The organism is Streptomyces sp. NRRL F-6492 (genome assembly GCF_001280125.1).
Taxonomy (GTDB): Bacteria; Actinomycetota; Actinomycetes; order Streptomycetales; family Streptomycetaceae; genus Streptomyces.
Genome location: NZ_LGEG01000215.1, coordinates 40,034 through 66,814 on the forward strand (window position 1 = coordinate 40,034; position 26,781 = coordinate 66,814).

General features: G+C 74.4%; 24 protein-coding genes and 7 tRNA genes. 13 read left to right on the forward strand and 18 right to left on the reverse strand.

The annotated features are described in order from the left end of the window. Window positions 1–73 precede the first annotated feature (73 nt). Window positions 74–1,732, forward strand: coding sequence for a hypothetical protein (locus ADL08_RS17935; RefSeq protein ID WP_199837031.1), 1,659 nt, complete (start codon window positions 74–76; stop codon window positions 1,730–1,732). Between the two features lie 65 nt (window positions 1,733–1,797). On the opposite strand, the gene ADL08_RS17940 is transcribed toward ADL08_RS17935, so the two are convergent. Next, a complete protein-coding gene (locus tag ADL08_RS17940; protein WP_053644117.1) occupies window positions 1,798–2,361 on the reverse strand; it encodes an HIT family protein in 564 nt (187 codons plus the stop codon). A gap of 65 nt (window positions 2,362–2,426) precedes the next feature. On the opposite strand from ADL08_RS17940, the gene ADL08_RS17945 reads away from it, so the two are divergent. After that, on the forward strand, window positions 2,427–3,122 hold the full coding sequence (locus ADL08_RS17945; RefSeq protein WP_053644119.1) for a potassium channel family protein: 696 nt from the start codon (window positions 2,427–2,429) through the stop codon (window positions 3,120–3,122). 85 nt (window positions 3,123–3,207) lie between these two features. Here ADL08_RS17945 and thrS read toward each other — a convergent pair whose 3' ends face one another. From thrS to ADL08_RS17960, 3 genes are all read right to left on the reverse strand, one after another. Further along, entirely contained in the window at window positions 3,208–5,184 is a 1,977-nt protein-coding gene (gene thrS / locus ADL08_RS17950; protein ID WP_053644121.1) for a threonine--tRNA ligase, read from the reverse strand. A 145-nt stretch (window positions 5,185–5,329) separates the two neighbouring features. Beyond that, window positions 5,330–6,697 carry a hypothetical protein gene (locus tag ADL08_RS17955; protein WP_053644123.1) on the reverse strand — a complete coding sequence of 456 codons (1,368 nt, stop codon included), beginning with the start codon at window positions 6,695–6,697 and terminating at the stop codon, window positions 5,330–5,332. Further along, complete coding sequence (locus tag ADL08_RS17960) at window positions 6,697–7,263, reverse strand: DUF4365 domain-containing protein (protein ID WP_053644125.1); 567 nt, start codon at window positions 7,261–7,263, stop codon at window positions 6,697–6,699. The genes ADL08_RS17955 and ADL08_RS17960 overlap by 1 nt, the downstream gene beginning before the upstream one ends. Window positions 7,264–7,384: 121 nt before the next feature. Between ADL08_RS17960 and ADL08_RS17965 the strand changes: the two genes are divergently transcribed. Continuing rightward, window positions 7,385–8,113 carry a 3'-5' exonuclease gene (locus tag ADL08_RS17965; protein ID WP_053644127.1) on the forward strand — a complete coding sequence of 243 codons (729 nt, stop codon included), beginning with the start codon at window positions 7,385–7,387 and terminating at the stop codon, window positions 8,111–8,113. A 62-nt stretch (window positions 8,114–8,175) separates the two neighbouring features. Here ADL08_RS17965 and ADL08_RS17970 read toward each other — a convergent pair. Then, a tRNA-Val gene (locus ADL08_RS17970) sits at window positions 8,176–8,247 on the reverse strand. A 39-nt stretch (window positions 8,248–8,286) separates the two neighbouring features. Next, window positions 8,287–8,610, reverse strand: coding sequence for a hypothetical protein (locus ADL08_RS17975; RefSeq protein ID WP_053644129.1), 324 nt, complete (start codon window positions 8,608–8,610; stop codon window positions 8,287–8,289). Between the two features lie 83 nt (window positions 8,611–8,693). On the opposite strand from ADL08_RS17975, the gene ADL08_RS17980 reads away from it, so the two are divergent. Next, the gene (locus tag ADL08_RS17980; protein ID WP_053644131.1) at window positions 8,694–11,177 is read left to right on the forward strand and encodes an SCO7613 C-terminal domain-containing membrane protein; all 2,484 of its coding nucleotides are present in this window, start codon (window positions 8,694–8,696) and stop codon (window positions 11,175–11,177) included. A 64-nt stretch (window positions 11,178–11,241) separates the two neighbouring features. Here ADL08_RS17980 and ADL08_RS17985 read toward each other — a convergent pair. Beyond that, window positions 11,242–11,316: transfer RNA gene (locus tag ADL08_RS17985), tRNA-Val, on the reverse strand. A 54-nt stretch (window positions 11,317–11,370) separates the two neighbouring features. Beyond that, window positions 11,371–11,793, reverse strand: coding sequence for a TIGR02611 family protein (locus ADL08_RS17990; RefSeq protein ID WP_053644132.1), 423 nt, complete (start codon window positions 11,791–11,793; stop codon window positions 11,371–11,373). Window positions 11,794–11,982: 189 nt separating this feature from the next. Here ADL08_RS17990 and ADL08_RS17995 point away from each other — a divergent pair, with 189 nt between their 5' ends. Both ADL08_RS17995 and ADL08_RS18000 read left to right on the forward strand, forming a co-directional pair. After that, window positions 11,983–12,396 (forward strand): SsgA family sporulation/cell division regulator, encoded by a 414-nt coding sequence (locus ADL08_RS17995; RefSeq protein ID WP_015032345.1) that lies wholly within the window; start codon window positions 11,983–11,985, stop codon window positions 12,394–12,396. A 191-nt stretch (window positions 12,397–12,587) separates the two neighbouring features. Continuing rightward, on the forward strand, window positions 12,588–13,145 hold the full coding sequence (locus ADL08_RS18000; protein WP_053644134.1) for a CGNR zinc finger domain-containing protein: 558 nt from the start codon (window positions 12,588–12,590) through the stop codon (window positions 13,143–13,145). Between the two features lie 32 nt (window positions 13,146–13,177). Here ADL08_RS18000 and ADL08_RS18005 read toward each other — a convergent pair whose 3' ends face one another. After that, window positions 13,178–13,363 (reverse strand): hypothetical protein, encoded by a 186-nt coding sequence (locus ADL08_RS18005; protein ID WP_159043123.1) that lies wholly within the window; start codon window positions 13,361–13,363, stop codon window positions 13,178–13,180. Between the two features lie 100 nt (window positions 13,364–13,463). Further along, window positions 13,464–13,883, reverse strand: a complete 420-nt coding sequence (locus tag ADL08_RS18010) for a hypothetical protein (protein WP_053644138.1) — start codon at window positions 13,881–13,883, stop codon at window positions 13,464–13,466. Between the two features lie 207 nt (window positions 13,884–14,090). Here ADL08_RS18010 and ADL08_RS18015 point away from each other — a divergent pair, with 207 nt between their 5' ends. Next, window positions 14,091–14,606 carry a DsbA family protein gene (locus ADL08_RS18015; protein ID WP_053644140.1) on the forward strand — a complete coding sequence of 172 codons (516 nt, stop codon included), beginning with the start codon at window positions 14,091–14,093 and terminating at the stop codon, window positions 14,604–14,606. 41 nt (window positions 14,607–14,647) lie between these two features. Here ADL08_RS18015 and ADL08_RS18020 read toward each other — a convergent pair whose 3' ends face one another. The 3 genes from ADL08_RS18020 to ADL08_RS18030 all read right to left on the reverse strand — a co-directional run bounded on the left by ADL08_RS18020 (window position 14,648) and on the right by ADL08_RS18030 (window position 17,445). Beyond that, window positions 14,648–15,487, reverse strand: coding sequence for a GNAT family N-acetyltransferase (locus ADL08_RS18020; RefSeq protein WP_053644142.1), 840 nt, complete (start codon window positions 15,485–15,487; stop codon window positions 14,648–14,650). 63 nt (window positions 15,488–15,550) lie between these two features. Then, complete coding sequence (locus tag ADL08_RS18025; protein WP_053644144.1) at window positions 15,551–16,381, reverse strand: aminotransferase class IV; 831 nt, start codon at window positions 16,379–16,381, stop codon at window positions 15,551–15,553. Continuing rightward, window positions 16,378–17,445, reverse strand: a complete 1,068-nt coding sequence (locus tag ADL08_RS18030) for a chorismate-binding protein (protein WP_053644146.1) — start codon at window positions 17,443–17,445, stop codon at window positions 16,378–16,380. Before ADL08_RS18030 ends, ADL08_RS18025 begins: the two co-directional genes overlap by 4 nt. Before the next feature lie 255 nt (window positions 17,446–17,700). Here ADL08_RS18030 and ADL08_RS18035 point away from each other — a divergent pair. The 5 genes from ADL08_RS18035 (at window position 17,701) to ADL08_RS18055 (ending at window position 18,178) form a co-directional block, all read left to right on the forward strand. After that, a tRNA-Gly gene (locus tag ADL08_RS18035) sits at window positions 17,701–17,773 on the forward strand. Between the two features lie 39 nt (window positions 17,774–17,812). Next, window positions 17,813–17,886: transfer RNA gene (locus ADL08_RS18040), tRNA-Cys, on the forward strand. Window position 17,887: 1 nt separating this feature from the next. Beyond that, window positions 17,888–17,959 (forward strand) — tRNA-Val (locus tag ADL08_RS18045). A 34-nt stretch (window positions 17,960–17,993) separates the two neighbouring features. Further along, window positions 17,994–18,065, forward strand: a tRNA-Val gene (locus tag ADL08_RS18050). 38 nt (window positions 18,066–18,103) lie between these two features. After that, window positions 18,104–18,178: transfer RNA gene (locus ADL08_RS18055), tRNA-Val, on the forward strand. Between the two features lie 55 nt (window positions 18,179–18,233). On the opposite strand, the gene ADL08_RS18060 is transcribed toward ADL08_RS18055, so the two are convergent. Then, window positions 18,234–18,527, reverse strand: a complete 294-nt coding sequence (locus ADL08_RS18060; RefSeq protein ID WP_053644148.1) for a zf-TFIIB domain-containing protein — start codon at window positions 18,525–18,527, stop codon at window positions 18,234–18,236. Window positions 18,528–18,594: 67 nt separating this feature from the next. Continuing rightward, entirely contained in the window at window positions 18,595–19,566 is a 972-nt protein-coding gene (locus ADL08_RS18065; RefSeq protein WP_234352178.1) for a phosphotransferase family protein, read from the reverse strand. Window positions 19,567–20,466: 900 nt separating this feature from the next. Here ADL08_RS18065 and ADL08_RS18070 point away from each other — a divergent pair. Beyond that, window positions 20,467–21,672 (forward strand): serine/threonine-protein kinase, encoded by a 1,206-nt coding sequence (locus ADL08_RS18070; protein ID WP_053644150.1) that lies wholly within the window; start codon window positions 20,467–20,469, stop codon window positions 21,670–21,672. A 13-nt stretch (window positions 21,673–21,685) separates the two neighbouring features. On the opposite strand, the gene ADL08_RS18075 is transcribed toward ADL08_RS18070, so the two are convergent. The 3 genes from ADL08_RS18075 to cobT all read right to left on the reverse strand — a co-directional run. Next, complete coding sequence (locus tag ADL08_RS18075) at window positions 21,686–22,504, reverse strand: TrmH family RNA methyltransferase (RefSeq protein WP_053644152.1); 819 nt, start codon at window positions 22,502–22,504, stop codon at window positions 21,686–21,688. Between the two features lie 50 nt (window positions 22,505–22,554). Next, window positions 22,555–23,805, reverse strand: a complete 1,251-nt coding sequence (gene cobA / locus ADL08_RS18080; protein WP_053644154.1) for a uroporphyrinogen-III C-methyltransferase — start codon at window positions 23,803–23,805, stop codon at window positions 22,555–22,557. Window positions 23,806–24,109: 304 nt separating this feature from the next. Then, on the reverse strand, window positions 24,110–26,781 hold a 2,672-nt coding region (gene cobT / locus ADL08_RS18085; RefSeq protein WP_053644159.1), incomplete at its 5' end, for a nicotinate-nucleotide--dimethylbenzimidazole phosphoribosyltransferase.

Genomic DNA, 26,781 nt, shown 5'->3' on the forward strand with positions numbered 1-26,781 from the left:
CGCTGGGGTGCCCAGCTCAGAAGGTGTGCGGGGCACCGCAGTTGGGAAACAGCCCGCACAGGGACTCGGCGCGATGGGGGCGGCAGTGGCGATGGACGGTTTCGGTCTCGGGGCGCAGATCCCCCTCCAGGGCTCGGACGGGCAGACGGCGGCGACCCACGCCCTCGCCTCCGCCGCGTACCGCGACGGGCCCGTCGACAAGATCCTGGACGCCGACAACGAGCTGTACAAGTCGAAGGTCACGCCGGGCAGGTGGCACAAGCTCTTCCGCCCCGACCTCGGCGAGGCCTTCTCCCGCGCCGTCCAGGTGCGGATGCTCGGCGGGGCCCGCGGCGCCCTCGTCCAGTCCTTCGGCGTGGAGCCCCAGCCGGTGGTCGTCCACTGCCTCGCCGCCAACCGCATCCGCAAGCAGCGGGACGTGAAGCTGACCCTGATCACGCTCGTCTGCGGGGTCCTCTTCCTGCCCGGGCTGCTGCTCTGGCTCGCCGTCATCCAGCTCCGCCGGTTCGCCGCCGGCTCCGACAACAGGCGCACCGGCTTCCTGGGCAACGCGGTGCTCGTCGCCGCCGGGTTCCTCGCCCTGCTCGTGATGTTCAAGCTGCCCTTCGCCGGCGTCCTGCCGACCTATCTGCGCGCCATGCTGGTGGCCCCGGTCATCGGCTGGTTCCTCGCCCGCCGCGCCTGCGAGAGGACCGCCGTCGAGCTGCGCGAGCGCTGGAGCGCCCTGCTGGGCGGCGGCGGCATCGGCGCCAGGATCCCCGAGGCGGCGCCCCGGGACCCGGGCGAGAAGGCCGCCGAGGAGCTCCGCCAGAACCTGGAGAAGCTCTCCGCCGAGCAGCAGTCCAACGTCGTGTTCTACGCCGGCCCCAAGGGCATCCTCGGCCTGGGCACCCGCTGGGGCAGCTGGACGCTCGCCGAGGAGATCGTCCCCAAGGCCGGCAAGGAGATCCACGACTTCCGCGCCTGGGACGTCGTCCGCAAGATCCACGAGCAGCTCACCCTGCTGGAGCGCGGCTCGCTCAAGACCGGCTTCCCCAAGCCGACGGTGAAGCACTGGATCGTCTCCCCGGTGGGCGAGGGGGCCGACTCCGTCAGCCGCCCCGAGGGCGACAACATCGTCCACTACCAGGTGAAGCCCCACGAGATACAGCGCATCTGCAACGACCAGCAGTTCGGCGCGGGCAACCGCCACTACCTCGGCGTGCAGTTCACCCTCTGGGACGGGAACCTCGTCCTCACCATGATGGTCACCGTGACCTCGCTCCTCCACACGCTCCGCGTCGAGGTCACCGGCCACGCCCTCGGCCCCGTCCACGGCCTCTTCAGCGAGAAGCCCGCGGGGAAGAGCAAGGTGGTCTCCAAGTCCGTCCGCTTCTGGGAGACCCGCGAGGTCAAGCTGCCGCTGACCACCACCGACGACGTCGTCCGGACCGCCGTCCGCGCCCCGTTCACCTGGTTCCCGCCGGTCCTGGAGTTCCTCGGCGGCAAGCTCGTCCTGCCGGAGCCCTTCGGGCTGCGCCACGTCTGGGCCGGGCCGCTCTGGAGGAACCGCTTCATGGCCGACGACGCCATCCGCATGGCGACGCCGGTCCTGCGCGCGGTCCACGCGGCCACCATCAAGGTCCTCGACGAGCACAACGTCGAGACCGAGCGCTTCACCAACCGCTCGCTCGTCCTCAGCGGCGGCGCCCAGGAGGCGAGCCCCCGGAAGGCCGACGTCTACGACGCCTGACCGGCCCGTACGGCACGGAGACCCGGCCCCCCGCCGAGGGGGTCCGGGTCTCCGTGCCGTACGGGTCAGATGCCGGTCGGCCAGGTGTCGGCCAGCATCCCGCGGGTGTCCGCGAGCAGCTGCGGCAGCACCTTCGTGTGGCCGACGACCGGCATGAAGTTGGTGTCCCCGCCCCAGCGCGGCACCACGTGCTGGTGCAGGTGGGCGGCGATGCCGGCGCCCGCCACCGCGCCCTGGTTCATGCCGATGTTGAAGCCGTGCGCGCCGGAGGCCGCCCGCAGCGCCACCATCGCCCGCTTGGTGAAGTCGGCCAGCTCCGCCGTCTCCGCCGCGTCCAGGTCCGTGTAGTCGGCGACGTGCCGGTAGGGGACGACCATGAGGTGGCCGCCGTTGTACGGGTACAGGTTGAGGACCGCGTACACGCTCTCGCCGCGCGCGATCACCAGACCGTCCTCGTTCGACTTCGACGGGATCGAGCAGAACGGACAGCCGTCCCCGGCACCCGGCCCGGTCGGCTTGTTCTCGCCCTGGATGTACGCCATCCGGTGAGGCGTCCACAGGCGCTGGAACGCGTCCTGCGTCCCCACTCCGATCTGCTGCTCCGGCTCAGTCGTCATGCCGTGCAGCATATTGCGTCGTCCGTTCGGAACGTGTCGCCGGGGCGCAGGATCCCTCCTCCGGCCATGCTGATGCGATGAGCGACAGGCCACCGACACCGTCCCGGCAGGAGCACTGGGACCGCCGCATGGAGATCCCGCTCGCCGTGGCCTCCCTCGCCTTCCTCACCGCCTACGCCGTCCACGTCCTCGCCCGCCGGCTCCCCGAGGTCTGGCATGACGTCTGCCTCGCGGTCACCCTCGGCGCCTGGGCCCTCTTCGTCGTGGACTACCTGGTGCGGCTCCGGCTGAGCGGCCTGGCCCCGCACCGCTTCCCGCGCGCCCATCCCCTGGACACCCTGGTCGTGCTCCTCCCGCTGCTGCGTCCGCTCCGCATGGTGAACCTGTACGGCCGGGTCCAGCGCCGCCACGGTCCGAGGCTCGGCCTCTACGGGCGCGTGATGGTCTACTCGGGCCTCAGCGTGGCCCTGCTCGGCTTCGCGGGGGCGCTCACGGTCTACCACCACGAGGTGGACGCCCCCGGCGCGACGATCGTCACCTTCGGCGACTCGGTGTGGTGGACCTGCTCGACGCTGGCGACGGTGGGGTACGGGGACGTGTCCCCGGTGACCCCGGTCGGCCGGGTGACGGCGGTGGGCCTGATGGCCTGCGGCCTGGCGCTGCTGGGGGCGGTGACGGGTTCGTTCTCGTCCTGGCTGGTCCAGGCGTTCACGCGGGAGGACGAGAAGCGGCAGGACGCGAGGAGGCCCCCGGGGGATTCCCCGGGGGCCTGACCCCCGCGCGGGCGGGGAGCAACTCACGCAAACGGCACGAGAAGGAGGACTACGACGGGCCACCCCCGCTCACGCGGGGACCGCGTCACACCTGAACGCGGCTCTCCACCACGTCGACGAGCTTCGCCAGCGCCGCGTCACGCGGGATGCCGTTCTCCTGCGAGCCGTCGCGGTAGCGGAAGGAGACGGTGCCGGCCGCCATGTCGTCGTCACCGACGATGATCATGAACGGGACCTTCTGCTTCTGCCAGGTCCTGATCTTCTTCTGCATCCGGTCCGAGGACGCGTCCACGTCGACCCGCAGCCCCAGCTTCTTCGCCTCGGCCGCGAAGTCCTGGAGGTATTCGACGTGCGAGTCGCCGATCGGGATGCCGGCCGCCTGGACCGGGGCCAGCCACGGCGGCATCGCGCCCGCGTAGTGCTCCAGGAGCACCGCGAAGAACCGCTCGATCGAGCCGAACAGCGCGCGGTGGATCATGACCGGGCGCTGCTTGGTGCCGTCCGGGGCGGTGTACTCCAGGTCGAAGCGCTCCGGCAGGTTGAAGTCGAGCTGCACGGTCGACATCTGCCAGGTGCGACCGATGGCGTCCCGCGCCTGCACCGAGATCTTCGGGCCGTAGAACGCGGCGCCGCCCGGGTCGGGGGTCAGCGGGAGGCCCTGCTTCTCGGCGACCTGCTGGAGGACCGCGGTGGCCTCCTCCCACACCTCGTCGGAGCCGACGAACTTCTCCGGGTCCTTGGTGGACAGCTCCAGGTAGAAGTCGGTCAGACCATAGTCGCGGAGCAGGTTCAGGACGAAGGTGAGGGTGCGGTCCAGCTCGTCCGCCATCTGCTCGCGGGTGCAGTAGATGTGCGCGTCGTCCTGGGTGAAGCCGCGGGCCCGGGTCAGGCCGTGGACGACGCCGGACTTCTCGTACCGGTACACGGTGCCGAACTCGAACAGGCGCAGCGGCAGTTCGCGGTAGGAGCGGCCGCGCGCGTCGAAGATCAGGTTGTGCATCGGGCAGTTCATGGGCTTGAGGTAGTAGTCCACGCCCTCGTCGAGCTGCATGGGGGGGTACATGCCCTCGGCGTACCAGTCCAGGTGGCCCGACTTCTCGAACAGCTTCCCCTTGGTGGCGTGGGGGGTGTAGACGAACTCGTAGCCGGCTTCTTCGTGCTTCTTGCGCGAGTAGTCCTCCATGACCCGGCGGATGATGCCGCCCTTGGGGTGGAAGACCGCGAGGCCGGAGCCGATCTCGTCCGGGATGGAGAAGAGGTCGAGCTCGTTGCCCAGCTTGCGGTGGTCGCGCTTCTCGGCCTCGGCGAGGAAGTCGAGGTGGGCCTTCAGCTCGTCCTTGGACGGCCAGGCGGTGCCGTAGATGCGCTGGAGCATCGGGTTCTTCTCGCTGCCGCGCCAGTAGGCGGCCGCGTTCCGCATCAGCTTGAACGCCGGGATGTTCCGGGTGGTCGGCAGGTGCGGACCGCGACAGAGGTCCTTCCAGCACAGCTCGCCGGTCTTGGCGTCGAGGTTGTCGTAGATGGTCAGCTCGCCGCCGCCCACCTCGACGTTCGCGCCGTCGTCGGTCGACGCGGAGCCCTTGATGCCGATGAGCTCCAGCTTGTACGGCTCGTCGGCCAGCTCCTCGCGGGCGGCCTCGTCGGTCACCACGCGGCGGGCGAAGCGCTGCCCGCGCTTCTGGATCTCCTGCATCTTCTTCTCGATGACCTTGAGGTCCTCGGGAGTGAAGGGCCGGTCGACGTCGAAGTCGTAGTAGAAGCCGTCCCGGACCGGCGGGCCGATGCCCAGCTTGGCCTCGGGGAAGAGCTCCTGCACGGCCTGGGCCATGACGTGGGCGGTCGAGTGGCGCAGGATGTCGAGACCGTCCGGGGAGGAGATCTCGACGCCCTCGACGACGTCGCCGTCGGCCAGCTCGTAGGACAGGTCCTTCAGCTCACCGCCGACGCGGGCGGCGACGATCGTACGGTCGTCGGCGAACAGGGCGCCGGCGGTGGTGCCCGCGCTCACCGCCCTCTCCTCTGCTTCCGAGGCGGACTGGACGGTCACACGGACATCAGACACTGGTGCTCCATACATCGGGGCGCGGCAGACACGAGGTGCCGGCGCCGGCGGTGCGCGACAGAGACGAGGTGCCGCGCACCGCCGATCTTACGGGCTCGGCCCCGGGCCCGACGCCGGCTTTTCGGGCCGCCCCCCGCCCCCGCCCTCAGTCCTCCGGCCCGCAGGCCTCCCCGAAGAAGTCGAGGTTCTCGTGGAGCGCCTTCATCAGGCGGTCCCGTTCGACCTCGTCGACCTGGACGGGGACGACCTCGGAGGCGTCGGTGAGGCGACGGAAGCCGCCCCGGCTCTCCAGGCGGCCCGAGACCCTGATCGGGAGGCCGACGAGGTGGGCGTGGCCGGCGGTGCGGTACGCCTCCTCGTCGAGGGCGACGCGGACGTGCTGGACCTCGGCCCCGCCCAGGACGCGGAGCCGGACGGTGCCCTCGCCCCGGGGTCCGGAGCGGCGCATGCGGACGACGGCGCCGGTGAGGCGGACCGGCACGGCGGGCTCGCCGGTCCGGTAGCGGGCGCTCGCCTCGCGCAGGGCGGGCAGGTCGCCGGGCGAGAACTCGACCGGTTCGGGCCGGGCGGCGCACCCCTCGGGCGGTCCGGCGGCCGGGGCCCACTCCAGGGCGACGCGGGCGCCCTCGGTGCCCCGGACGAGGGCGACGAGGGCCTCGGTGAGCTCGCGGCTGACGCCCGCCTCGACGGCGGCGTCGAAGGCCTCCGTGCCGCCGGTGGCGCGCCGGTAGTCGACGGCCTCGCGGGCCGCGTGGAGCGCGTGGTAGAGCCGGACGGCGATCGGGCGGCCCGGTTCGACGGGCAGGAAGGCGGTGAGACCGCGCCCGCCGGGGGACGCGCCGACGAGGACGGTCTCCAGGGAGGCCTGGGCGGGGCGCCGGTGCCGGGCGCCGTAGTAGCCGGCCCGGCCGCGCACGGCGAGGGCGCCGGCGAGGAGGAGCTGGCGGGCGGCCGATCCGAGCTGCTCCCGCACGGTCCAGGGGACGGTGCCGGCGGGTCCCGGGGGCACGTCGCGCCACCAGCGGATCTCGTCGCTGGGCACGGCGAGGCCGGTGAGGACCTCGCGGGCGGAGGGCGTGGCGCTGTGGGCGAGGGCGGCGAGGGCCTCGCCGAGCAGGTCCTCGCAGTCCGGGAAGGCGCGGCTCTCGGGGACGAGGAGGCTCGTGCCGGTGCCGGTGCCGGGCGGGGTCCAGCGGCTGTAGCGGCCGGCCGCGCCGCCGCGCCGCCGCCAGCCGTGGCGGGCGAGCAGGGCGCCGAGGACCCGCGGGTCGACGCGGCCGGGGTCGGGCGCGCCGTGGACGTCGGCCCAGGGCCCGGCGGGCGGGACGGGGAACCCGGGGGCGCCGGTCCGGGACCCGGGGATCCCGGCGCGGGGTCCGGAGGGGTCGGGCCGGGGGCCGGAGAGGTCGCCGGGTGCCGGGTGGGGCCGGTAGGGCGGGGGGACGGGGCCGTGCCCCTCTCCCCCGGCTCCGGAGCCGTCTCCGCGTCCGGGGTCGTCGATCGGTCGGTGCATCAAGGTCTCCCTCCCACCCCGACCCGGGTCATGATGTCGCAGAGCGCCCGGTCGTCGAAGATCCGTGTCGTCGGGACGCGCACGGTGGTCCGGCGCCGTCCCGTGACCGGGTGCCCGGCCAGGTTGATCCAGTAGCAGCAGTGCCGCAGGTCGAGCCCGTCGTGGTCCGCCCTCAGCCAGTCGTCCCGGGACCTCGGGACGAGCATCACGACCAGGATCTTGTGCACGGACACCGGGGTCCGGGCGAGCTTCACCAGGTGGTCGTTGTCCAGGGTGAAGGAGAACGCGCTCCCCCGGGGGCGCGGCGGTATCTGGTAGGTGCACTTGAGCTGCACCTTGATGGTCACCTCGTCGTCGACGGTGTGGCCGGGAGCGCTGTGGCTCACGTGCCAGTCGATGCCGTTGTCCGGAAAGGGCTGGGACAGCGAGCAGCCCGCCGCGGCGGCGACGGCGTGCAGGTATCCCACCTGGAGGGTCTCCATGCAGGCGGTGGTGGCGAGTGAGCCGCGCGTCGGTGCTGCCCGCCGGGGCGGCAGCCCTCCCGACTCGGGCTGGGCGAGCGCCATGTCGTCTTCCTTCCCCGTCCCTTCTGTTGTGACCGGTCCGCGTACGGCGCAAACAGTCCGGGTATCACCGTTTCGGGGCAGGGGGTTGGCCATCTGCCGCACGTGTGCAGGGAGTTCAGGGATGACGATGCACTGGTACGAAGGGCCCCTGGCGGCTTTCGACACGGAGACGACGGGGATCGACGTCGAGGGCGACCGGATCGTCTCGGCCGCGCTCGTCGTGCAGGACGCGGCCGGGGCGCGTCCCCGGGTGACGCGGTGGCTGGTGAACCCGGGCATACCGGTGCCCGCGGAGGCCACCGCCGTGCACGGCCTGACGGACGATCACCTTCAGCGGAACGGCCGGTGGCCGGCTCCGGTGATGGAGGAGCTGGGGCGGGCGCTGTCCGAGCAGATCGCGGCCGGGCGTCCGCTGGTGGTGATGAACGCGCCGTTCGACCTGACGCTCCTGGACCGGGAGCTGAGGCGGCACCGGGCGTCGACGCTGGGCACCTACCTGGCGGGCGCCCCGCTGTGCGTGCTCGACCCGCGGGTCCTGGACAAGCACCTGGACCGCTACCGGAAGGGGCGCAGGACGCTGACGGACCTGTGCGCCCACTACGAGGTGGAGCTGGCGGGGGCGCACGACGCGGCGGCGGACGCGACGGCGGCGATGGACGTCGTACGGGCGGTGGCGCGGCGCTTCTCGTCCCGGCTCGAACGGCTGACGCCGGCGGAGCTGCACACGCTCCAGGCGGTGTGGCACGCGGCCCAGGCGCGGGGCCTCCAGGCGTGGTTCGCGCGGCAGGGGACGCCGGAGACGGTGGACCCGTCGTGGCCGCTGCGTCCGGAGCTGCGCACGGCGGCGTGAGCCGGTGCGTGGCGCGCAATGACAGAGGCCGGTCCGTCTGTCGACGGACCGGCCTCTCCCGGTGGGCGATACTGGGATCGAACCAGTGACCCCTTCGGTGTGAACGAAGTGCTCTCCCGCTGAGCTAATCGCCCGGGAACGGGTTGAACCATACAGGCCTCCCGGCCCTTCCTTCAAACCGATCGCAGGTGGGCGGCGAGCCCCCGTCTCCCGCCGCGCGCCATCGGGGCGTGGTGGGCGCGGAAGAGGGGGCCGCCGGGGACGGTGAGGACCCTCAGGAGCCGGGCGCGGACGGTGACGACGAGGTCGTACGGGAGGACGGAGCGGAGGCGGGCGGTGCCGGAGGTCGCGTCGCGGGGGAAGCCCTCGCGGGCCCGGGGCCACCGGCCGGGGTGGTCCTCGGCCCGTTCGGGGACGGCGTGGACCGTGTCGGGCGGGGCGGCGAGCCGCCGGACGCGGCGGAAGCGGTACCGGCACCGGCACCGGCACCGGTCCATGGGCCCGGTGTGGGGGTACTCAGACGGGAATCTGAGTACGGGGCCCGATTCCCGGCGGCCGCGGCCGGGACGACACTCCGGTCATGGACAACTCCCTGCCGCCCGCGGACGAGCTGGTGCTCGTCGACCGCGAGCTGGCGCAACTCGAAGTGCGCCGGACCCAGTTGCTGACCCGGCGGGCCTGGCTGGTCCAGGTCCTGTACCAGCCGGCCCGGGCGGCGGCGCCGTCGTGGCCGGCGGCGCCGGTGGCGGACTCGACGCCGCGGAGCGCGCAGAACGTGCTCCTGACGCTCGGCGGCACGCTGCTGACGATCGCGGCGGTCGCGTTCACCCTGGTGAGCTGGGGCTCGATGGGGATCGGCGGGCGCGCGGCGGTGCTGTGCGCGGTGACCGGCGCGGCGCTCGCGGCGCCGGTGGCGCTGCTGCGCAAGGGGCTGGCGTCGACGGCCGAGTCGGTGACGGCCCTGGGGCTCGTCCTGACGGTGCTCGACGCGTACGCGCTGCACCGGGTGGCGCTGGCGGACACGGACGGCCTCGGGTACGCGGCGGGGGCCTCGGCGGTCCTGGCGGGGGTGTGGGCGGCGTACGGCTCGGCGCTGTCCCGGCTGCGCGTGCCGCTGCCGGCGGCCGTGGTCGCGGCGCAGCTGCCGCTGCCGCTGGGCGTGCTCGCGGCCGGTGGCGGGCCGACGGCCTTCGCGTGGGCGGCGCTCGTCACCGCCGCGGCGGACGGCGCGGCGGTCCTGTGGACGCGGCCGCCGCCGGTGCGGATCACGGCGGGCGTCGGTGCGGCGGTCCTGGGCGGCTGGGCGCTCCTGACGGGCGGCCGGCTCTCCCTCTCCTCGCCGTGGAGCGGCGCCGCGCTGCTCCTGACGGGTGCGGCGGTGTGCCTGTACGTGGCGTGGCGGACGCCCGCGCGGGCGGTGGCGGCCTCGGTGGTCGCGGGCCTGGCGGTACTGGCGGCCGTCGGCGGTCTGCTGCGGTCCGCGCTTCCCGGCGACTGGGCGGTTCCGGGGTACGTGCTGTGCGCGCTGGTCCTGGCGTCGGTGTGGCGGGCGGGCGCGGGCGACCGGCTGCCGCGCGGGGTTCGGACGGGTCTCGCGGGCGCGGGGGCGTCGGTGACGGCGCTGGGGCTCGCGTGGGCGCTGCCGCCGGTCGTGGCGGGCGCGCTGGCTCCCCTGGCCCGGACGACGGACGTCTGGTCGGGCGAGCACGCCGGTTCCGTCCTGGGCTCCCACCCCGCGACGGCCGTCCTGGTCCTCGCGGTGGTCGCCGCGGCCCTGGCCTCCGTCCCCCGGCCGTGGGCCCGGTGCGGGGCCCTCGTCCTCGGCTGGGCGCTCCTCACGGCCCTGCCGGTCTCCCTGGACCTGCCGTACGCGGCGACGCTCGCCCTCCGGCTCCTCACGACGGCGGCGGCCCTGTGGATCGCCGTCCGCCCGGCCCCGCTGACCCACGGCCTGCCCCGGCCGGGTGCGCCCGAGGGCGCCGCACCGGCCCCGGAAACGGCTCCGGGCGCGAAGGCGCCCCGGGCCCCCGCGGCCGGCCCCGCCGCCCCCTGGTCCGGCTGGGCGTCCCCGCGGCCCCGGCCTCGGACTCCCGCGACGGAGCCCGGGACCGTCCTCGGGTGGGTCGCGTACGCCGGCGGTCTCCTGTCCGCCGTGGGCGCGGTCGCCCTCGCCCTGGACGTGCGGGAGGCCACGTTCGTCGCGCTCGGGGTGGTCCTCGGGCTCCTCGCGGGCGTCGCCGTCCTCGGTACGGACGCGCGGCGGACGGTGTCGGCCTGCGGTGCGGTGCTCGCGGCGACGGGCCTGGTGCTCGCGGGGGCGGCGGCCGGCGGTCTGGAGGGGCACTGGACGGCGCTGGTACTGCTCCTCGTCCCGGCGGCGACGGCGGCCGTCGGCGCCAAGGCGCGTCCGGTGGCGCTGCCGGTGGAGATCACCGGCGCGGCCGTGGGCCTCTGCGCCGTCGGGCTCGCCGGGTCGCGGCCCGCGTTCCTCGCGCTCGTCCTGGCGCTCGGCGGGGTGATCGCGGCGGCGACGGCGGTCCGGCCGGAGCGGCGCCGGTTCGCCTCCTGGGCGGCGGCGGGGCTGTTCCTCCTCGCCGCCTGGGTGCGCCTGGGGGCCTGGGGCGTGACGGCTCCGGAGGCGTACACGCTGCCGGTGACGGTTCCGGCGCTCGTCGTCGGGTTCCTGCGGCGGCGCCGGGACCCGGAGGCCTCGTCCTGGGCGGCGTACGGCCCCGGTCTGGCGGCGACGCTGCTGCCGAGCCTCGGCGCGGCCTGGACGGACCCGGAGTGGGTGCGGCCGCTGGTCCTGGGGGTGGCGGCGCTCGTGGTGACGCTGCTCGGGGCGCGGTTCCGGCTCCAGGCCCTGCTGCTGCTCGGCGGCACGGCGCTCGCCCTGGACGGCCTGCACGAGCTGGCGCCGTACGTGGTGCAGGTGGTGGGCGCGCTGCCGCGCTGGCTGCCGCCGGCCCTCGCCGGGCTGCTGCTGCTCGCGGTGGGCGCCACGTACGAGCAGCGGCTGCGGGACGCCCGGAGGCTGCGGGAGAGGCTGGCGCGGATGCGGTGAGGCCGCTGCCGGGGGAACGCCGAGGGCCCGGAGACGGTGGTCGTCTCCGGGCCCTCGGTCCGGGTGGTGGGCGATACTGGGTTCGAACCAGTGACCCCTTCGGTGTGAACGAAGTGCTCTCCCACTGAGCTAATCGCCCGGTGCACCGCACACATTACCCCATGTCAGCGGGGCTCCCGCACCACGCGGAGGGTCACTCGTCGATCTTCCACGGCATGACGAAGCCGAACTTCCAGAGGTAGACGCCGAGCAGGACGGCGACGATCACCAGGCCGATCGCGGTGAGGACGATGTTCCGGCGGCGGACCTTGGGGTCGAGGGCGCGCTGGGCGGCCTCGGTGACCTTGCGCTTGGTCCAGCGGAGCACGAGCTGCGCCCAGACGAACTCGGTCGCCCAGATCGCCATGCCGGCGAAGATGACCAGCCAGCCCGGTCCGGGCAGCGGCAGCATGACCACCCCGGCGCCGACCACGGCGAGTCCCACGACGAAGACGCCGACCTGCCAGCTGAGGTGCAGGGTCCGGCGGGACTTGATGAACTCCGGCGCGCGGGATCCCAGTTCGGCGTCCTGGTCGGCCGCGGACTCCCCCGTGCGCTCGTCACTCTCCGCATTCATGGCTCCAACCTACCGGACGCCGAGCCGATACCTGAATGGCCGTATTACCCAAAGTTACATGGGTCCGTACGAGGGACCTGAACGACCACAAAACCGACAGAGGGGTTTACAACGCCACCGGAGGTGGCATGTCGATTGCGCCGACGTGCGAATCCCCGAGCGCACACTGAGCGAAAGGCCCTGGCGCTTATGAACACCACGGTCAGCTGCGAGCTGCACCTGCGCCTCGTTGTGTCGAGCGAGTCCTCACTGCCTGTACCCGCGGGCCTGCGGTATGACACGGCCGATCCGTATGCCGTGCACGCCACCTTCCACACCGGAGCCGAGGAGACGGTCGAGTGGGTCTTCGCCCGCGACCTTCTCGCCGAGGGGCTGCACCGGCCCACCGGCACGGGCGACGTCCGCGTCTGGCCATCCCGTAGTCACGGCCAGGGAGTCGTCTGCATCGCGCTGAGCTCCCCCGAGGGAGAAGCCCTGCTCGAGGCCCCGGCGAGGGCCCTGGAGTCGTTCCTGAAGAGGACCGACGCCGCCGTGCCACCGGGCACCGAGCACCGGCACTTCGACCTCGACACGGAGCTCTCCCACATCCTGGCCGACAGCTGAGCCAGCCCGAGAGCCGCACGGCGCCGTCCGACTCGGGGAGACGGCGCCGCGCGGGCAGCCACACAGGCACGTCATCCGGCGCCCACCACCGCGCAGCCGGCGCGGTGGTGGGCGCCGGTGCCATGTCCGGACCGCGCTAAAGTCAGCGCCATTCCGCGGGCGCCCGCCCGCGGCCGGCCAGGGAGCGAATCGTGCTGATCCCTCACGACACCCGGATCGCCCTCGACACCGTCGTCGATCTGATGAACACCGCGCCCCAGGGCGACCGCCCCGACGCGCTCGCCGACCTCCGGGGCCTCCACGCCTTCGTGCACGCGCACAAGATCAGCGACGTGGGCGACCTCGGCACCGGCGACCTGCGGGCCGTGCGCCAGGTGCGCGAGAAGTTCGCGGCGGTCTTCTCCGCGCCCGAGGCCCGGATCGCGGCCCCCCTGATCAACCAGCTGGTGGCCGGCGCGGGCACCACCCCGCAGCTCACCGACCACGACGGCTACGACTGGCACGTGCACTACTTCGCGCCGGGCGCCTCGGTGGCGGACCACCTCGCGGCCGACTGCGGCATGGCCCTGGCGTTCATCGTCGTGGCGGGCGAGCAGGAGCGGCTGCGGCGCTGCGAGGCGCCGGACTGCGGCCGGGCCTTCGTCGACCTCTCCCGCAACCGCTCGCGCCGCTACTGCGACAGCCGGACCTGCGGCAACCGGCTGCACGTGGCCGCCTACCGGGCGCGCCGCAAGGAGGCGGCGGGCTGACGGCCCCGGTCCGGAGGATCACGGCAGGGGGCTCACCGCACGAAGAGGTCGTTCACGGCGGCCACGAGCAGCAGACAGCCGATGACGCCGAGGAAGATCATCAGCGGCGGCTGGGAGAGCGCGTACAGACAGCCGCGCGCTTCTTCGCCGGGGGCGTCGGTGGGGGCGGGGACGGCGTCCCGCGAGGTATCCAGCATCTCGGGGGGATGATCGCGCACGCCGCGCACCCGACCTCACGGAACACGCCTTCCGACCGGGGGGTTCACTCCTTCCCGTGGATCACCGAACCGGGACGGACAGCGGAATCGCCAGAAGCGGTCAGATTCCGTGCTTCTTCAGAATCGCCTCGATGTCGCCGAAGTCGTCGCCCGCGGGCTCGGCGGCGGCCCGCGGCTTCCCCGTCACGGCCCGCGGGGCCGCCGGGGCGGCGGGAGCCGCGGCTCTCGGGTCGGCCTCCGCGACGGCGGGCCGCGCCCGGCCGGCCCGGCGCCGCTCGACGGCCCGGGTGGACAGGAAGAGCACCCAGGCCAGGCCGAGCAGGCCGAAGCCGGCCCAGGCCACCGGGCTGAACGCCGTGCCCGCGATCCAGGCGACGGCCCCCGTCATCACCAGGCCGAGGGGCACCAGCGCGTAGGCGGCGATCCGGGCGGCGGACAGGAAGCGCTTCCGGTACGCCGCGATCGCGGCGATGCCCAGGCCCGCCGCGGACACCGCAGAACAGATGGTCTCGGCGAGCATGCGGTCCTCCAGGTCCCCGGGTGATACGTCCCTTCCATCCTGCACCCGCGCCTCCGCCCGGGGCCATGTCCCCGGCCCGGTCTCAGGGAGATCTCCGGGTCGTCCCGGCCGGGATCTCCTCCCCGGGCCCCGGTGGGCCTCCCCGAACGCCGGCCGAGGTCCCGGGCGCCGGTGGGCCCCCGGGCCCCGGTGAGGGAGACTGCTGGCATGAGCGACTCCACCACCGCCCCCGTCTCCCCCGTCGTCCTGGAGGCGTGGTTCGACCTCCAGTGCCCCGACTGCCTCCGGGCCCTCGACGACGTCCGCGCGCTCCGCGAGGAGTACGGCGACCGGCTCGACGTGCAGCTGCGCCACTTCCCGCTGGCGAAGCACAAGCACGCGTACGCCGCCGCCCAGGCCGCCGAGGAGGCCCTCGCCCAGGGCAAGGGCTGGCCGTACGCGGAGGCGCTGCTCACCAGGACCGCCGAGCTCGGCGAGCGGGGCGAGCCGGTCCTCCTGGAACTGGCGGCCGAACTGGGGCTGGACGCCGAGGAGTTCGACACCGCCCTGATCGACGGCCGGCACCTGCTGACCGTCGACGCGGACGAGGCCGAGGGCAAGGCGATCAAGGTCACCGGCACGCCGACCTACGTCATCGGCGGCGAGCGCCTGGACGGCGGCCGGAGCCAGGAGGGCCTGCGGGAGCGGATCGGGGCGATCGCCGACCGCCTCCTGGACGCCTGACCGCCGGACACCCGACCGCTCCCGGACGCCCGACCGCCCCGCTACAGCAGCGTCTTGGCGCTGTTGACGTGGGTCGTGCGGTAGCCGAGCGACTCGTAGAGCCGGACCGCCGGGGTGTTGTCCGTGAAGACGTGCAGCCCGAGCAGGGTCTCCCCGGCCTCCCGCGCGACCCGCTCGGCGAGCAGCATGAGCGCCCGCCCGTAGCCGTGCCCGCGCTGCTCCTCGTACACCTCGACGTCGTACACGTAGGCCGCCCACCGCCCCGGTTCGAGCTCGACCCGACCGGTCCACAGGAAGCCGGCGGACCGGCCGTCCCGGACGAGCACGTGGATCGCGGTGCCGGGGGTGGCGAGCCCTTCGGGCAGGAGGGTGCGGTGGCTGTTCTCGGCCTTCGCGCGCGCCTGCTCCTCGGGGACGCCCCGCTCGGTCCAGCTCCGCGCGAAGGCCTCCCTGGCCCGCGCCTCCCACTCCTCGTACTCGGCGCCGGTCATCGGCCGGACCTCGACGCCCTCCGGCAGTGCGGGCGGGACGGCGGGCAGTTCCTTGACCATGTTCCGGCTGCGCTCGACGTAGCCGAGCGAGCGGACCATGCGCAGGGCGGGCGCGGCGTCGGCGGGCACCGACGTCCGCACCTGGACGCAGCCCCAGCCCCGCAGCACCTCCTCGGAGGCGAGCGCGGCGACCGTGCCCCGGCCCCTCCCCCGGTCCGGCTCGTCGATGCGGAGGTCCTCGACCACTCCCGAGGCGGCGCCGAAGCCGGGGTCGGTGGCGAGGTGGACGGAGCCCACGCGACGGCTGTTCACGCACACGTCGTAGGTGCGGGAACGGCCGCCGCCGGGCAGCTGCTGAAGCGGCTCGACCGGCCGCAGGGTGGTGGTCATCAGAGGTGTTCTACCCACCCCGAGGCCGTCCGTCATCGGGTTTTGCGGCGGGACGGCGCCCGCTTAGCCGAGACCCGGGTCCCGGTCGCGGGCCGCGTGCTCGTCGAAGGTCCGCATGGCCTTGGCGGTGACCGGGCCGGGCGCGGGCGACAGTTCGCGCCCGTCGACCCGGTGCACGGCCTGCACGTCGCGGAGGGTCGAGGTCAGGAAGACCTCGTCGGCGCTCTCCAGGACGTCCAGCGGCAGATCGGCCTCCTCCGCGCCGGTCCACCGCACGGCGAGGGCGCGGGTGATGCCCGCGAGGCAGCCGGAGGAGACGGGCGGGGTGAGGATCCGGCCGTCGACCACGACGAAGACGTTGGAGCCGGTGCCCTCGCAGAGCCGCCCCGCCGTGTTGGCGAAGAGCGCCTCGGACGCCCCGTGTTCGCGCGCCCTGGCGAGGGCGACGACGTTCTCGGCGTACGAGGTGGTCTTGAGGCCGGTGAGGGCGCCGCGCTCGTTGCGGGTCCAGGGCACGGTGATCACGGCGGTGGAGTCGGGGCGGCGGCCGGTCTCGCCGAGGGCGACGACGAGGCTGGCGCCGGAGTCGCCGCGCTCCGAGCCGAGCGGGGAGAGACCGCCGGTGTACGTGATGCGGAGCCGGCCGAGCTCCATCGGGTTGGCCTCCAGGACGGCGGCGCAGGCGCGGCGGACCTCGTCGAGGTCCGGGTCGGGCAGGCCGAGGCCCCGGGCCGAGCGGGCGAGGCGCTCCAGGTGGAGGGTGAGGGCGAACGTCCCGCCGCGCTCCGCCTTGACCGTCTCGAAGACGCCGTCGCCGACGGTCAGTCCATGGTCCAGTACGGAGACCCGGGCGGTCTCCGCGTCGTGCAGCCCGCCGTTGACCCAGAGTTTCATCGAGAAATGGCCTTTCCGGTCGCCTCGGGGGCGCCTGGTTCGTAGGTGCCCGACGCTATCGCGACCAGCCGGGACGCCTTCAGTTCGGTCTCCTCCCACTCGCGCTCGGGATCGGAGCCCCAGGTGATCCCGGCGCCGGTGCCGAAGCGCAGCACGCCCTCGGGGCGGTCGATCCAGAAGGTGCGTATGCCGACGGCCAGCTCGCCGGTGCCCGCGTCGGCGTCGACCCAGCCGACGCCCCCGCAGTAGGGGCCCCGGGGCGCGGTCTCCAGGGCCTCGATGATCCGCAGCGCGCTGGACTTGGGGGCGCCCGTGACCGAGCCGGGCGGGAAGGTGGCGGCGAGCAGGCCGGGCCAGCCGGCGTCCTCGCGCAGCAGGCCGGTGACCGTGGAGACGAGGTGGACCAGGCCGGGGTGCTCCTCGACCGCGCAGAGGGCGGGGACGGCGACGGAGCCGGTCTCGCTGACGCGTCCCAGGTCGTTGCGGACCAGGTCGACGATCATCACGTTCTCCGCGTGGTCCTTGGGGAGGAGGTCGGCGGCGGTGCGGCCGGTGCCCTTGATGGGGCCCGAGGAGACCAGGGCGCCCTCCCTGCGCAGGTAGAGCTCGGGGGAGGCGGTGGCGATCTCCACGCCGTGGGCGGGCAGGCGGATCGTTCCGGCGTACGGGGCGGGGTTGCCGCGGGCGAGGAGCGCGGTGAGGGCGTCCACGTCGGCGGCGGCCGGGTCCGGCAGCGGCGCGGTCAGCACCCGGCAGAGGTTCGCCTGGTAGACCTCGCCGCGCGCGATGTGCTCCCGCACGCGCCGTACGCCCGCGGTGTACGCGGCGCGGTCGAGGGAGGACGTCCAGGCGCCGGCGGCGGGCCCGCGCCAGGCGCCCGGCACGGGCGGGGGCACCGGGTCCGGCCGCACGTCGCCGAAGCGGGCGCAGGTCAGGCGGCCCTCGAAGTCCGCGCAGACGGCCCAGAAGCCGGTGGAGTCCAGGGCCTCGGGGTCGTGGGTGACGTCCCGGAGGTCGGTGGCGACGAGGCCGCCGAAACGGGCCAGGGGAGCGAGGTCGTACACGCGTCGAGTCTAGGTCGGGCGGGACGGGGGCACCGGGCCGCGTGCGCCGGGGGCTCCGCGCGACCCGGGGAACACGGCGAGTGAACGCCGCGCTAACCCTCCGGGGGCCCGAGCGGGGGCCGGGCCGGGGGGCGCCGCCGGTGCCCCGGTCGGTCCGCAGGTCAGCACGCTGCGGAAACGCGTTTTTGTACTGGCCCGGGAATCCGCTAGAGTTCAACACGTCGCCGGGACGCGCAAGCGGAACGGAACCGACAAGCGGACGTGGCTCAGTTGGTAGAGCATCACCTTGCCAAGGTGAGGGTCGCGAGTTCGAATCTCGTCGTCCGCTCGATGTGGGGGATCTTCCCGAACCCCCGTATTCACTCCTGGTGGAGTGGCCGAGAGGCGAGGCAACGGCCTGCAAAGCCGTCTACACGGGTTCAAATCCCGTCTCCACCTCCAAGGACGATTAGCTCAGCGGGAGAGCGCTTCCCTGACACGGAAGAGGTCACTGGTTCAATCCCAGTATCGTCCACTGGACCTTCGGGTCCCGGATCTCCGGATCCCCCGCGCGATTAGCTCAGCGGGAGAGCGCTTCCCTGACACGGAAGAGGTCACTGGTTCAATCCCAGTATCGCGCACGCAGTACGACCGCCTTCGGGTAGGTTGTGCACACCCCGCGCGATTAGCTCAGCGGGAGAGCGCTTCCCTGACACGGAAGAGGTCACTGGTTCAATCCCAGTATCGCGCACCACAGCAAGAAGCCCCCGGCCGCACTTCGCGGCCGGGGGCTTCTTCGTGCCGGTTCCTCAGGAGGAGAAGAGCATCCGTCCGAAGCCGCGCTGGCGGTAGTGACCGCCGCCGTGGTGGCCGCCGTGGTGCGGGGCGCCCCAGGCGGGCGCGGCGGGAGCGGGCTGCGCCGGGTAGGCCTGGGGGGCGGGCGGCGCCGGCGGGGCCTGCTGGACCCACTGGGACTCCAGCCGGGTCAGGGCCTCCAGCTCGCCGTAGTCCAGGAATATGCCCCGGCAGCCGCTGCACTGCTCGATCTGGACGCCGTTGCGGTTGTACGTGTGCATGGCCGCATGACACTTGGGACACTGCATGCTCGGCTCAACTCCCTGACATTGCCGTTCGAATGGTGGCCTCACCTTACGTGGACGCCGAAAGTGCCTACCCGGTTCGATGTCCGGCGATGCGGGCACAGGTGTCGATCATCACCTCCTCGACCTCGTCGAGCGGCCTGCGTTCGGCCGTGGACTTCGTGAGGGCCAGGGCGGCGGTCTGCACCGTCAGGGCCCGGGCCGGCACGTCGAGCCGGATCCAGGGATCGGCGCCCACCGCCGGACCGCCCGCCTCCCGGTACGCGTCGAGGAAGCGGGACCAGACCTCCGGGGGCAGGATGCCGGCGGCGAACCAGGCGGCCGGGCGGGCCAGGTCCCAGGCGGGATCCCCCGGGCCGAGGTCGTCGACGTCGATGAGCCGCCAGGACGGAGGGCCGGACGCGGGCCGGGCGAGCCGGACCAGCTGGCCCAGGTGGAAGTCGCCGTGGCAGAGCAGCCGGGGGGCGTCCGGGTGCTCCGCGGGGACCGTCCGCCAGGCGGCGAGGACGGTGGCCGCGGCCGGGTGGTCCGGCGCCGCCCGGCGCATCCGGTCCACGGCGAGCGCCGCCTTGAGCGGGGCCCGCATCGCCGGGAGGCCGTCCGCGACGCCGGGCGGGAGCGGAGTGCGGTGGAGCAGGGCGAGGAGCCGCGCCGACTCCTCCCACGGAGCGGCGTCGGGGTCCCCCGGGTCCACGGGCGGACCGTACGGCCAGACGGTGACCGGCCGCCCGCCGAGCGCGTCCGGAGCGGCCGGCGGCAGCGGGAGCGGCGGCAGGAGGACGCCGGCGACGTCCGGGCGGGCGGCCAGCGCGAGCCGTGCGCGGTGCGCCCCGGGGTCGGTGTCGGGGGCGTGCGCCTTCACCACGAGCGCCCCGTGGCGGACGACGGTCCCGTCCTCCCGGTCCGCGAGCACTCCGACGAGACCGTCGTCCGCGCAGCCGCAGGGGGCGTCCCCCGACGGGTGGGCGGCGGCGCGGGCCAGGGCGGCGAGACGGTCGATCGGCGCGCCCGGAGCGGGCGTGGGCTGGGCGTCGGAAGTCACGCGGGGAGCGTACGGGGTGGGGAGCGCAGGGGTGCGGGGCCGGGGGCCTCTGTGCGGGGGGGGCGGGGCGGGAGGCCCGGTGCGCCGAGGCCCGGGAACGCGCGAGGGCCGGTCGGCTCCCCAGCCGACCGGCCCCACGCTGCCGTCCGTCGCACCCCCGTCCCCACGGGGCTGATGGCCGGATGTCCCGACCCGGGCCGCTCTCCCGGGTCCGGGGCGCCGCTCAGCGCCCCAGCATCACGCCCACGGACGACGCCTGTGTGACCACCGCTTCCCAGCCGCCGAAGGCGACCACGAGCAGGGCCGCGAGAGGAAGAACCATGGCGGTCGCCACCAAGGGGTGACGGCGGCCCGAAGGCGGGCTGGTCGTCCGCGGTGCCGTGTAGGCCATGGTTCCTCTCCCGTCGTGTGGCGCGGCGGGTACGTGACCTCGGGGGACGAGTGCCGCACCCGCCGCGTGACAACAACCTTAGGAAGCGGGAGGTCCCCGGACGTCATGCCCGCGTACCGACTTGCGGGCCTCCCGGAGGATGACGGCCGCCCACACGGCGTACTCCCCTGGGTGGAGACGGGGGCGCACAACCCCGGGTCTTCCCTGAGGGGTTGCGTAGGGGAGGCGTACGGGGGATGGCGGCGTGACATCGCTCACTTCCTTGATCGTCACGGGTGCGCCCAGGTCCCCGGGGGTCCGGGCGCACTCCCCCCGGGGCGGGCGACCGGGCGTCGAAGGTCTCGCCAAGTGGGGCGGTCGGGGCGGAGGTTGGGAGTGGTGGGGGACCGCCGGGGCCCGGGGGGCTTTCACAGCACTGACAATCGATCCCGGTGCGAGGGCGCGGCCTATGAGCACGTGCGGGCGCCACTACGTAAGCTGTGCCACGTCGAACGGACGAGGGGACGGACATGGCGATGATGCGGCTCCGGCGCGAGGATCCGCGGATCGTCGGGTCGTTCCGGCTCCACCGCAGGCTGGGGGCCGGCGGAATGGGCGTCGTGTACCTGGGGTCCGACCGGCGCGGCCAGCGGGTCGCCCTGAAGGTCATCCGGCCCGACCTCGCCGAGGACCAGGAGTTCCGGTCGCGGTTCGCCCGCGAGGTGTCGGCGGCCCGGCGGATCCGCGGCGGCTGCACCGCCCGGCTCGTCGCCGCCGACCTGGAGGCCGAGCGCCCCTGGTTCGCCACCCAGTACGTGCCCGGCCCCTCCCTGCACGACCGGGTCGCCGAGGAGGGTCCCCTGCGGGCAGCCGACGTGGCCTCGATCGGTGCGGCGCTCTCGGAGGGCCTGGTCGCCGTCCACGAGGCCGGCGTCGTGCACCGGGACCTCAAGCCGTCGAACATCCTGCTCTCCCCCAAGGGCCCCCGGATCATCGACTTCGGCATCGCCTGGGCCACCGGCGCCAGCACCCTCACCCACGTGGGCACCGCCGTCGGCTCGCCCGGCTTCCTCGCCCCCGAGCAGGTGCGCGGCGCCGCCGTCACCCCCGCCACCGACGTGTTCTCGCTCGGCGCCACCCTCGCGTACGCGGCGATGGCCGACTCCCCCTTCGGGCACGGCAGTTCCGAGGTCATGCTCTACCGGGTCGTGCACGAGGAGCCGCAGCTGCACGGCGTGCCGGACGCGCTGGCACCGCTGGTCCGGGCCTGTCTCGCGAAGGACCCCGAGGACCGGCCCAGCACGCTCCAGCTGTCGATGCGGCTCAAGGAGATCGCGGCGCGCGAGGCGCAGGGACTGCCCGTCTCCCGGCCGCCCGGACAGCGGGAGCGGATCGAGGAGCGCAACGCCGTCCGGCCGACGGAGCGGTACACCGAGTACACCGAACGGGACACGCGCGGGCGTGGGCCCGAGCGGGGCGGAGAGCGCGGCTCCGACCGGAAGCGCGAGCGCGGTCAGGCGCGGGGGTCGTCCTCGCGTTCCTCCGCCGCCGGGCCCCGGACCGGGGGCTCGCGGTCCCCGCAGTCCCGGCCCGGCACCCGGCCCGGCGTCCGCTCCACCTCGACGGGCCGCCGCCCCGCCAACCCCCGGCTGCTGCGGCAGCGGCTCTTCGTCTTCGTGGTCGTGACCCTGGTCGTCGCCCTCGGCATCGCCGCCGCGCAGGCCCTCCAGGGCTGAGCCCTCCGGAGCCTCAGGCCTCCGGGCGGCCCGTCGCCACCGCGTAGAAGGCGACGGCCGCCGCCGCTCCCACGTTGAGCGAGTCCACGCCGTGGGCCATCGGGATGCGGACCCACTCGTCGGCGGCCCGCAGGGCCTTCTGCGACAGGCCCTCGCCCTCCGCGCCCAGCATCAGCGCCACCCGGTCCAGCTTGTGCGGGGCCGCCTCGTCGATGGAGACCGCCCGCTCCGCCGGGGTGAGCGCGAGCAGCCTGAAGCCCGCCTCCCGCACCGTCTCCAGGCCCTGCGGCCAGGCTCCCAGACGGGCGTACGGGACGGAGAAGACCGCGCCCATGGACACCTTCACGGAGCGCCGGTAGAGCGGGTCCGCGCAGTCCGGGGAGAGCAGGACGGCGTCCATGCCGAGGGCGGCGGCGCTGCGGAAGATGGCGCCGATGTTCGTGTGGTCGTTGACCGACTCCATGACCACCACGCGGCGGGCGTCCGCCAGGAGCTCGGCCGCCTCCGGGAGCTGCTTGCGCTGCATGGACGCGAGGGCGCCCCGGTGCACGTGGTAGCCGGTGACCCGCTCCGCCAGGTCCGGATCGATCACGTACACCGGCGCCTCGGCCTCGTCGATGACGTCCCGCATGGTGTCGACCCACTTGGCCGAGAGCAGCATCGACCGCATCGCGTATCCGGCCTGCCCGGCCCTGCGGATGACCTTCTCGCCCTCCGCGATGAACAGGCCCTCGGCCGGCTCCCGTCTGCGGCGGAGCTCGACGTCGGTCAGGCCGGTGTAGTCGTGCAGGCGCGGGTCGTCGGGGGTGTCGATCGTGATGAGTTCGGCCACGGGGGGATGCTGCCTCGTTCGGTTCGGGGGGTGGGGGTGTGGGTCTGTTCTTATGCCGTCGGCTTGTCCGGGGCCTCCGCCACCACGTCGCCGATGACGATCACCGCCGGCGGGCGGACCTCCTGGGTCCTGACCGTCTCCTCGACCGTCGCCAGCGTCGCGTCCACCCGGCGCTGGGCCGCCGTGGTGCCCTCCTGGACCAGGGCCAGGGGGGTCTCCGGGGCCTTGCCGTGGGCGATGAGCGCCTCCGCGATCCTGCCGATCTTGTCGACGCCCATGAGGATCACCAGGGTGCCCGTCAGCTTGGCGAGCGAGGCCCAGTCGACGAGGGAGCGCGGGTCGTCGGGGGCCACGTGCCCGCTGACCACCGTGAACTCGTGGGCCACCCCCCGGTGCGTGACCGGGATGCCGGCCGCGCCGGGCACCGAGATCGAGCTGGAGATGCCGGGGACGACCGTGCAGGCGATGCCCTCGGCGGCGAGCGCCTGCGCCTCCTCCATGCCCCGGCCGAAGACGAACGGGTCGCCGCCCTTCAGGCGGACCACCGACTTCCCCGCCTTCGCGTGCTCGATCAGCGCGTTGTTGATGGCCTCCTGGGTCATGAACCGGCCGTACGGGATCTTCGCCGCGTCGATCACCTCGACGTGCGGGGGCAGTTCGTCCAGGAGGTCGCGGGGGCCCAGGCGGTCCGCGATCACCACGTCCGCCTCCGCGAGCAGGCGGCGGCCGCGCACCGTGATCAGGTCGGGGTCGCCGGGGCCGCCGCCGACCAGGGCGACGAACGGGGTGCGGGCGCGGTGCTGGGGCGCCGCGATCGAGCCGTCCCGCAGGCCCTCCACGATCGCGTCCCGGACGGCGGCCGAGCGGCGCGGGTCGTGGCCGGTGAGCACCGCCACGGTGACGCCGTCGCCGCGGCCGGTGGCCGGGGTCCAGGCGGTGGCCGCCTCGGCGTCGTCCGAGCGCACGCACCAGGTCCGGGTCCGCTCGGCCTCGGCGGACGCGGCGGCGTTCGTGGCGGGATCGGTGGTGGCGACCAGGACGTACCAGGCGTCGGCGAGGTCGCCCTCCTCGTACCGGCGCTTGATCCAGGTGATCTCGCCCGTCTCGGCCATCACGTCCACGGACGGGGTAGCGGAGGGGGAGATCAGGGTGACGTCGGCGCCCGCGGCGATCAGGGCGGGGAGGCGTCGCTGGGCGACCTGGCCGCCGCCCAGGACGACCACGCGGCGGCCGGCGAGGCGCAGGCCCACCGGGTAGGCGGGGTGGGCGGCGGGGGTGGCCTTCTCGGCGTGCTTGGCCATGGGTGAGCGGCTCCTCGGGGCGTGGCATGTGCGGCCGCTGCGGCGGTGGAGCGGCTGGTGGGGCGCTGTTGTTCGAACCCACGATATCCGTGGCACGAGGGCGTCACTCTGTGACGGATCTCCCCGCCGTGGAGCGTGACGCGGGGGCCGCTCCGGAACGGGGTCCGGGACCGCGTGATGCACGGCGCCCGCCGTTGCGGAAACGCTCGCCCACCGGTCGCGCCGCACGTCACGCTTCGCGTCCCGCACCCTGTTCCCGCGCGGCCCCCACTCCCGTGTGCGGGCGGGGGCCGCGCCGGTGGTGCTACTTCTCGGTGACTCCCGCCGAGTCGAACGTGGCCACCTCGTGCATCGCGCGGGCCGCGCTCTGCACCAGCGGGAGGGCGAGCAGGGCGCCCGTGCCCTCGCCGAGGCGGAGGTCCAGGTCGACCAGGGGGCGCAGGCCCAGCTTGTTCAGGGCCGCCACGTGGCCCGGCTCGGCGCTGCGGTGGCCCGCGATGCAGGCCGCGAGCGACTCGGGCGCGATCGCCCGGGCCACCAGGGCCGCCGCTCCGGTGGAGACGCCGTCCAGGATGACCGGGGTGCGCAGGGAGGCCGCACCCAGGATCAGGCCCACGAGGGCCGCGTGCTCCAGGCCGCCGACCGCCGCGAGGGCGCCGATCGGGTCCTCCGGGTCCGGGGTGTGCAGGGCCAGGGCGCGGCGGACCACGTCCACCTTGCGGGCGTGCGTCTCGTCGTTGATGCCGGTGCCCCGGCCCGTGACCTCGGCCGGGTCCACGTCGGTGAAGACGGAGATCAGGGCGGCGGACGCGGTGGTGTTGGCGATGCCCATCTCGCCGGTGAGCAGGGCCTTGTTGCCCGCCGCGACCAGGTCGCGGGCCGTCTCGATGCCGACCTCGATCGCGGCCAGGACCTCTTCGCGGGTCATCGCGGGGCCCGTGGTGAAGTCGGCGGTGCCGGGGCGGACCTTGCGGGGCAGCAGGCCCGGGGTGGCCGGGAGCTCGGAGGCCACGCCGACGTCGACGACGCAGACCTCGGCGCCGACCTGGTGGGCGAACGCGTTGCAGACCGCTCCCCCGCCGAGGAAGTTGGCCACCATCTGGCCGGTGACCTCCTGCGGCCAGGGCGTGACGCCCTGGGCGTGGACGCCGTGGTCGCCCGCGAAGACCGCGACGGCCGCGGGCTCCGGGATCGGCGGCGGGCACATCCGGGAGAGGCCCGCGAGCTGGGCGGAGATGATCTCCAGCATGCCGAGGGCCCCGGCGGGCTTGGTCATGCGCTTCTGGCGTTCCCAGGCCTCGCCGAGCGCCTTGGCGTCCAGCGGGCGGATGTTCGCGACGGTCTCCTGGAGGAGGTCGTGCGGCTCCTCGCCGGGCAGGGCTCGGCGGCCGTACGTCTCCTCGTGGACGACCCAGGCCAGCGGGCGGCGCTTGGACCAGCCCGCCTGCATCAGCTCGGGCTCCTCGGGGAACTCGTCCACGTATCCCACGCAGAGGTACGCGACGACTTCGAGGTGCTCGGGGAGGCCGAGGGCGCGGACCATCTCGCGCTCGTCGAAGAAGCTGACCCAGCCGACGCCGAGGCCCTCGGCGCGGGCCGCGAGCCAGAGGTTCTCGACCGCGAGCGCGGAGGAGTACGGGGCCATCTGCGGCTGCGTGTAGCGGCCGAGGGTGTGGCGGCCGCCCCGGGTGGGGTCGGCGGTCACCACGATGTTGACCGGGGTGTCGAGGATGGCCTCGATCTTCAGTTCCTTGAACTGCTTCGCCCGGGCCTTCGGCAGCGACCTGGCGTACGCCTCGCGCTGCCGCTGGGCCAGCTCGTGCATCGTCTGCCGGGTCTCGGCGGAGCGGATGACGACGAAGTCCCAGGGCTGGGAGTGGCCGACGCTGGGGGCCGTGTGGGCGGCCTCCAGGACGCGGAGCAGCACCTCGTGCGGGATCGGGTCGGAGCGGAAGCCGTTGCGGATGTCGCGGCGCTCGCGCATGACGCGGAGGACCGCCTCGCGCTCGGCGTCGTCGTAGCCGGGGGCGGCCGGGGTCGGTTCCGCGGCCGGTTCCGCGGTCTCCGGGGCGGGCCGCGGGTCCTCCGGGTCCTGTTCCGGGGCGGGGGCGAGCTCCTGGGCCGGAACGGGCTCCTGGGCCGGGACCGGTTCCTGGATCGGGGTGACCTCCGGGGCGGGTGCCTGCTCCTGGGCCGGCTCTTCGGCGGAGGGCGGTTCCTGGGCGGGAGTCGGCTCCTCGACGAGGACCGACTCCTGGACGGGGGGCAGCTCCTGGACGAGGACCGGCTCCTGGACCGTGACCGGCTCCGCCGCGGGGACGGCTTCCACCGCCACGACGGGCTCCGGCGTCTCCTGCGGCTGCTCGGGGGCGGTCTCCGCGAGCGGCTCGACGGGGGTCCGCTCCGCCGGGGCCTCGGGCTCGGGGGCGGTCTCCACCGGCTCCTCGGCCACGGCCGCGGCCTCGTCCGGTACGGGGACGAGCACGGGGGCCTCGGCCACGACGGGCTCCGGTTCGGCGGCTTCCGGCGCCACGGGCTCGGCCTCGCGCGGCGCGGGCACGACGACCGCCTCGGGGCCGGTCGGCTCCTCCCAGATCTCCGGGGCGGCCTCGGGCGCCGGCTCCGCCGCGGCGGCGGGCTCCTCGGGCGCGGGAGCCGGCGCGGGAGTCGGCTCGGGGGCCGCTTCGACCACCGGCGCGGGGGCCGGGGGCTGCTCCTCGACCGGCGTCGGGGCCAGGTGCGGGGCGGTCGGGAGGGTGCCCTCGACCAGCACGAACCGACCGGACCCGTCCGGCTGCGGGACGACCGTTTCTGCGGGGGGCTGCGCCACCGGCTCGTGCGCGGTCCACGGCTCGGCGCCCTGCGGCGCGAGCTGCTGCTCCTGCGCGATCTCGAAGTACTCGGGGCCCGTGGTCGGCGGGCCCGGGTTCCGGACCGGCACGGGGGCGGGGCCGGTGGCCACGAGGGGTTCCGGGG